This is a genomic window from uncultured Microbacterium sp., assembly GCF_913776565.1.
Lineage (GTDB): Bacteria > Actinomycetota > Actinomycetes > Actinomycetales > Microbacteriaceae > Microbacterium.
Map to the genome: position 1 here is coordinate 1 of NZ_CAJYPF010000102.1, position 6,873 is coordinate 6,873.

The following is a 6,873-nucleotide window of genomic DNA, read 5'->3' on the forward strand; positions in this document are numbered from 1 at the left end:
AGCATCCGAGGAAGGATCGCCATGTCGCTCACCGATGTCCCCGACACCACGTCCGGCACCACCCCCGCCGCACTCGTCGCCCCCCACGAGCTCGCCGACGAGGCGATCGCCCTCGTGCGCCGCTGGCTCACCGAGAGCCGCGACGAACCCGTCGACGCCGCCGCGCAGCGCCTCGCCGGCGTGCTGCGCGACGCGAACGGCCTCGACTTCACCGTCGGCTTCGTCGACGGCGTCGTCCGCCCCGAGGACGTGCGCGTCGCCGCCCGCAACCTCTCGGCCCTCGCCCCGCTGATCCCGGGGTTCCTTCCGTTGCACCTCAAGGCCGCGATCCGCCTCGGGGCGCTCACCGCGCCGATCCTGCCGCAGGTGGTCGTCCCCGCCGCGCGCACGGCCCTGCGCGCGATGGTGCGGCACCTGATCGTCGACGCGAGCGACCGCAAGCTCGGCGACGCCATCGCCGCCATCCGCGGGCGGGGCGACGGCATCCGCCTCAACGTCAACCTGCTCGGCGAGGCGATCCTCGGCAAGAAAGAGGCCGCGCGGCGCCTGGCCGGCACCCGCAAACTGCTCGCCCGCGACGACGTCGACTACGTCTCGATCAAGGTCTCGTCGACCGTCGCCCCGCACACGCCCTGGGCCTTCGACGCGGCGGTCGACGACGCCGTCGCCGCGCTCCGTCCCCTGTACCGGGTCGCGAAAGAGACGGGGACGTTCCTGAACCTCGACATGGAGGAGTTCAAGGACCTCGACCTCACCCTCGCCGTGTTCGAGACGCTGCTGTCGGAGCCCGAGTTCCACGGCGTCGAGGCGGGGATCGTCCTGCAGGCGTACCTCCCCGATGCGCTCGCCGCGATGATCCGCCTGCAGGAGTGGACGGCCGCGCGCGTGGCATCCGGGGGTGCCCCGATCAAGGTGCGCGTCGTCAAGGGCGCCAACCTGCCGATGGAGCGGGTGGATGCCGACGTGCACGACTGGCCGCTCGCGACCTGGCCGTCGAAGCAGGCGACCGACGCGTCGTACAAGGCCGTGCTCGACTACGCCCTGCGCCCCGAGCACACGAGGAACGTGCGCATCGGCGTCGCCGGACACAACCTCTTCGACGTCGCCCTCGCCTGGCTCCTCGCCGAGCGCCGCGGGGTCACCGGCGGGATCGACGTCGAGATGCTCCTCGGCATGGCCACCGCGCAGCAGGCGGTCGTGCGGCGCACGGTCGGCTCGATCCTGCTCTACACGCCCGTCGTGCACCCGCAGGAGTTCGACGTCGCGATCGCCTACCTCATCCGCCGCCTCGAAGAGGGCGCATCGAGCGAGAACTTCATGTCGGCCGTGTTCGACCTCGACACCCACGCGGCCCTGTTCGCCCGCGAGCGCGACCGCTTCCTGGCATCCCTCGCCGACATGCCCGCGGGCGTCCCGGCGTCGCACCGCGTGCAGGATCGCACCGCCCCCGCGGTGCCCGCGCCGACGCACGGCTTCCGCAACACCCCCGACTCCGACCCGGCGATCGCCGCGAACCGCGACTGGTCGCGCGCGATCATCGCCGGCATGCCGGAGTCGACCCTGGGCCGCGACACCATCGCCGCCCACACCGTCACCGACGAAGCCGCGCTGAACGCGTTGATCCAGGAGGCCGCGGACGCCGCCGCCGCGTGGCGCGCGCTCGGGGCCGCCGGTCGCGCCGAGATCCTGCACCGCGCCGGGGACGCGCTCGAGAAGCGCCGCGCCGACCTGCTCGAGGTCATGGGCGCCGAGTGCGGAAAGGTCATCGAGCAGAGCGACCCCGAGGTGTCGGAGGCGATCGACTTCGCGCACTACTACGCCGAGCAGGCGCGCACGCTCGAGGCGATCGACGGCGCGACCTTCACTCCCGTCGGGGTGACCGTGGTGACGCCGCCGTGGAACTTCCCCGTCGCGATTCCCGCGGGCTCGACCCTCGCCGCCCTCGCCGCCGGTTCCGCCGTCGTCATCAAGCCCGCGGGCCTCGCCGAGCGCTCGGGCGCCGTGATGGTGGAGGCGCTGTGGGAGGCGGGCGTTCCGCGCGAGGTGCTGAAGCTCGTGCAGGTGTCGGAGAACGACCTCGGCCGACAGTTGCTCACCCACCCCGCCGTCGAGCGCGTCGTGCTCACCGGCGCCTACGAGACGGCAGAGCTGTTCCGCTCGTTCCGCCCCGACCTGCCGCTGCTCGCCGAGACGAGCGGCAAGAACGCCGTGATCGTCACGCCCAGCGCCGACCTCGACCTCGCGGCCAAGGACGTCGCGATGTCGGCGTTCGGACACGCGGGACAGAAGTGCTCCGCGGCATCCCTCGTCGTCCTTGTCGGCTCGGTCGCGCGCTCGCGGCGCTTCCGCGACCAGCTCGTCGACGCCGTCACCTCCCTCGAGGTCGGGATGCCGTGGGACGAGACCTCGCGCGTCGGACCGCTCATCGAGCCGGCCCAGGGCAAACTGCTCGAGGCCCTGACGTCGCTCGAGCCCGGCCAGCGGTGGGTCGTCGAGCCGCAGCGCCTCGATGAGGACGGTGCGCTGTGGCGTCCCGGCATCCGCGAGGGCGTCCAGCCCGGCAGCGCCTTCCACCGCACCGAGTACTTCGGGCCCGTGCTCGGCATCATGACCGCCGAGACGCTGGAGGAGGCGATCGAGATCGTCAACGCCATCGAGTACGGCCTGACCTCGGGCCTGCACGCGCTGGACGCCGCCGAGATCGACACGTGGCTCTCGCGCATCGAGGCGGGCAACGTCTACGTCAACCGCGGCACGACCGGCGCGATCGTGCAGCGTCAGCCCTTCGGCGGGTGGAAGAAGTCCGCCGTCGGCGCGGGCACCAAGGCCGGGGGACCGCACTACCTCTTCGGGTTCGGAGAGTGGGCGGATGCCGCCTCCACGGCCCCCCGCACGCCAGACGCCCTCGCCGCGCCGGCGCTGGCCGCCGTGCCCGCCGCCGAGCGCGACTGGCTCGCCGCGGCGCTCGCGAGCGACGCCGCCGCGTGGGCCGAGGAGTTCTCGCTCGCCCGCGACGTGACGGGCCTGGAGTCGGAGCAGAACGTGCTGCGCTACGCCGCGGTACCGGTGACCGTGCGCGTCGAGGGGGCGTCCGAGGCCGCTCTCGTGCGGGTGGTCGCCGCGGGCGTGCGCGCGGGTTCCGCGGTGACGGTGAGCTCGGCCGCCGAGCTGTCGCCCGCCGTGCGCGCGTGGCTCGAGGGCTCGGGAGTGCGCTCCGCGGTCGAGGATGCCGCCGACTGGGGGCGCCGCGCCACGCGCCTCGCGCGCACCGGGGGTCGTATCCGCCTGCTCGGTGGATCTCCCGCGACGGTGGCCGAGGCGACGAACGGGTCACCCTCGGTGGCCGTGTACGCCGGCGCGGTCACCCGCGCCGGTCACGTCGAACTGCTGCCGTTCCTGCGCGAGCAGGCCGTGTCGATCACGGCCCACCGCTTCGGCACGCCGCGGCGCTACGCGGTGCCGCCGCTGGTCGGCTGATCGCGGGCGCCGTTCGGGGGCGCGCCCTCGATCGCGGTCCGAGGCGCGCACAACCCCCGCAGAAAAGCGCGTCCGGGCGCGTCGGCGCCCCCTCTCTGACGACGCAACGCAGGAGTTGTGCGGCGGGTCGGCACCCGGTGCGGGGTGCCGACGGGCCCGGCGCCTTCCTCGCGCGCACAACTCCTGCGTTGGGGCGCCGGTCGTGCCTCGAGCGGACGTCGGCCGCCGGGGCCCGCCCTGCGTTGGGGTGCCGGTCGTGCCTCGAGCGGACGTCGGCCGCCGGGGCCCGCCCGGGTCGGGCCGCGGCTACGCCGTCCCCGACGCCGCGATGCGCGCCGCGGCCCGGCGCACCGACTCCGGAACCGGCGTGTCCGCCGCGGTCTGGGGCGACGTGATCGGTTCGCCGGCGACGACCCGGAGCGGCAGCATCCCGGCCCACACCGCGCGGTCCTCGCCGTCGTCGTCGACCTCGACGAGCGAGCCGGCGTTGTCCTTGACGCTCGCCTCGGCCAGGGGGACGCGCAGCACCATCGTCGCCGCGATCTCGCGCGCCGTCATCGCGCGCACGTCGGCGCTGCGCCCCGGCATGAGGTGCTCCGACAGGGCGAGAAGGGCCGCCTCCTTCTCCTCCGGGGGGACGACGGATGCCACACCGTGCACCACCGCGCAGCGGTACCGCATGGAGCTGTCGAAGAGGGAGCGGGCGTACTTCAGCCCCAGGAGGTGCGTGATCGTCAGGCTCAGGGCCGCCCCCGCGGCGATGCGTCGGAAGAAGTCGCTGCCGGTCGAGCCGTGGATGAGCAGGTCGTCGCCGTCTCGGCCGATCCCGACCGGAAGGGCGACCGGGCGATCGTCGCGGACGATGGCGACGGTGGCATACAGGGCGTTGTCGACGATGTCGTACAGGGCCGCGCGGTCGGTGCGCTGGTGGTGGGCGCCACGGCGTACACGGGTCAGGGTGGTGAGGGGCAGTTCGGTCATGGATCGAGTCCAGGCCACCGCGTGGTTCATCGCGTAGTCCGCTTCTTCGCATGATCAGTGGACCAATGACAGGATCGAGGCGTGATCGACGTCGGCATCCTGGATCGGAGTGCGGCCGCACCGCTGCATGAGCAACTCGCCCACGGCATCCGCGCCGCGGTGCTCGCCGGTCGCGCCCGCGGCGGTGATCCCCTGCCGTCGAGCCGCGCGCTCGCGGCCGACCTGGGCCTCGCGCGGGGGACGGTCGTCTCGGCGTACGAGATCCTCGCGGGCGAGGGGTACCTCGTCACCCGACCGGGCGGGGGCACCGCCGTCGCCGAGGTCGCTCGGGCGACGGTCATGTCGACCGCGGTCGCCACGGCGCCGCCAGACCCCGTGGCGTCGGCGCCGCTCGTCGATCTGCGTCCCGGCCGACCCGGAACGACGGGCGTCGTCGATGCCGCCTGGCGCTCGGCGTGGCGGCGGGCGAGCGCGCTCGACGTCGACGCCGGCGTCGGCGACGTCCTCGGCGACCCCGCCCTGCGCGGGGCGATCGCGGGGCACCTCGGACGCACGCGGGGCCTCGACGTCGCGCCCGACGACGTGATCGTGACCGCGGGCACGAGCGACGCGATGCTGCTCACCCTGCTGGCCCTCGCCCCCCGCGGGCCGATGCTGCGCGTGGGCATCGAGAACCCGGGCTACCCGCGGGTGCGCCGACTGCTCGAACGGTTGGGCGCGCAGGCGGTGCCGATTCCGGTGCGACCGGGCACGGGCCTCGACCTCGACGCCGTCGAGCAGGAGGACGACCTGGATGCCGTCATCGTCACCCCGCACCATCATTACCCGCTCGGCAGTCGCCTGGATGCCGCCGCCCGTTCGCGACTGCTGAGCTGGGCGGCGCGCACGGCCACGGTCGTCATCGAGGACGACTACGACAGCGAGTTCCCGCACGGACGGGTGCCGCTGCCCCCGCTGCACCTGCTCGACCCGGCGGGCGTGGTGCTGATCGGCAGCTTCTCGAAGGTGCTGAGTCCCGCGTTGCGCTGCGGGTGGATCGTGGCGACGGGAGCCGTCCGCGCCCGCATCGCGGCCGCGCGCGCAGACCTCGACCCGCCGGTCGCGTCGATCCCGCAGCGCGCTCTCGCGTTATACGTGGCCGAGGGCGCTCTGGCTCGTCACACCGCCCGCCGACGCCGCGACTACCGGCATCGTCGCGGTCTGCTGCTCGAGGCCTTCACCGCTGTCGACGGCCTGACGCTGACGGCGACCGACGGCGGACTGCACGCGGTGGTGCTGCTCGATGACGCCGCGCCCGGCGTCGAGGCCGAGGTGGTCGCCGCGCTCGCGGCGGACGGCATCGTGGTCGCGCCGCTCGCGGGCTACGCCGTGCCGGGTGCCGCCGCCGACCTGCCCGCCGGCATCGTGTTCGGCTACGCCGCGCCGTCGACCCCCGTGCTGATGGATGCCGTCGACCGCATCATCGGTGCCCTCGTCGACCGGCCCCGCCGCCCCGCTTGACCCTGACACGGTGTGAGGGAGGAGAACGGAAGCATGTTGTCCATCGGGGCGTTCGCGCAGATCGGTCAGGTGACCCACCGCATGCTGCGGCACTGGGACACCGCCGGGCTGCTCGTGCCCGCGCACGTGGACGAGCGCAGCGGCTACCGGTCGTACGACCCGTCGCAGCTCGCGCGGCTGCACCGGATCGTGGCGTTGCGTCAGCTCGGCTTCGGCCTCGACGACATCGCGCAGATCCTGGATGGGGGAGTGGATGCCGACCGCATCGCCCTTCTGCTGCGCGAACGCCGCGCCGAGGTCGAGCGCGAGCATCGCATCGCGGCCGCACGGCTCGTCGACGTGGAGCGGCGCCTCCACCTCATCGAAAGAGAGAAGCACATGCGCGAGATCGAGATCGTCCAGAAGTCGCTGCCCGCCCTGCGCCTGGCGGCGCGCCGTCGACTGGTCGCCGACGGTGCCGAGATGGCCGAGGTCGTCGGTCCGACGTTCGACGCCGTCGCCGCGGTGATCGGCACCGAGAAGGGAGCGCTCGACACCCCCGTCGCCCAGTACGCGGCCCGAGAGGACGGCACCGAGGTCGTCGCCGGATACGTCTCCACCGGCCCCGCGCGCGACGGCGTCGAGATCGTCGAGCTCCCCGCGATCGTCGAGGCGGTGTGCGGCATCCATCTGGGGTCCATGGACCGCATCGGCGAGAGCTGGCAGTCCCTCCACGCGCAGATCCTCGACCGCGGGCTCGTGCCCGCGGGCCCGTGCCGCGAGCTGTACGTACGGGCCGAGTCCGACGACCAGGCCGACTGGGTGACCGAGCTGCAGCAGCCGGTCGCTCCCGCCTGAGGCGGCGCCCCGCGGCCCTCAGCCCTCGAGGATCTCCAACGCCGCGATGGCGGCGCTGGAGATCCTCGAGGGCTGAGG

General features: G+C 73.7%; 4 protein-coding genes. 3 read left to right on the plus strand and 1 reads right to left on the minus strand.

Annotated elements, in window-relative coordinates; translation table 11 throughout:
• The first annotated feature begins 21 nt into the window (after positions 1–21).
• Positions 22–3,477 carry a bifunctional proline dehydrogenase/L-glutamate gamma-semialdehyde dehydrogenase gene (locus QZ433_RS05590; protein ID WP_295780590.1) on the plus strand — a complete coding sequence of 1,152 codons (3,456 nt, stop codon included), beginning with the start codon at positions 22–24 and terminating at the stop codon, positions 3,475–3,477.
• Positions 3,478–3,783: 306 nt separating this feature from the next.
• Here QZ433_RS05590 and QZ433_RS05595 read toward each other — a convergent pair whose 3' ends face one another.
• Positions 3,784–4,458, minus strand: coding sequence for a pyridoxamine 5'-phosphate oxidase family protein (locus QZ433_RS05595; protein ID WP_295780591.1), 675 nt, complete (start codon positions 4,456–4,458; stop codon positions 3,784–3,786).
• An 81-nt stretch (positions 4,459–4,539) separates the two neighbouring features.
• Here QZ433_RS05595 and QZ433_RS05600 point away from each other — a divergent pair, with 81 nt between their 5' ends.
• Together QZ433_RS05600 and QZ433_RS05605 are read left to right on the plus strand one after the other, a co-directional pair.
• Positions 4,540–5,958, plus strand: coding sequence for a PLP-dependent aminotransferase family protein (locus QZ433_RS05600; protein WP_295780593.1), 1,419 nt, complete (start codon positions 4,540–4,542; stop codon positions 5,956–5,958).
• A gap of 33 nt (positions 5,959–5,991) precedes the next feature.
• Positions 5,992–6,795, plus strand: a complete 804-nt coding sequence (locus tag QZ433_RS05605; RefSeq protein WP_295780595.1) for a MerR family transcriptional regulator — start codon at positions 5,992–5,994, stop codon at positions 6,793–6,795.
• The last annotated feature ends 78 nt before the right edge of the window (positions 6,796–6,873 follow it).

Excerpts from the sequence above, each read along its gene's own strand:
- QZ433_RS05605 (WP_295780595.1), top strand. The coding sequence starts at position 5,992 with ATGTTGTCCATCGGGGCGTTCGCGCAGATCGGTCAGGTGACCCACCGC.
- QZ433_RS05590 (WP_295780590.1), top strand. The coding sequence starts at position 22 with ATGTCGCTCACCGATGTCCCCGACACCACGTCCGGCACCACCCCCGCC.
- QZ433_RS05595 (WP_295780591.1), bottom strand. The coding sequence starts at position 4,458 with ATGACCGAACTGCCCCTCACCACCCTGACCCGTGTACGCCGTGGCGCC.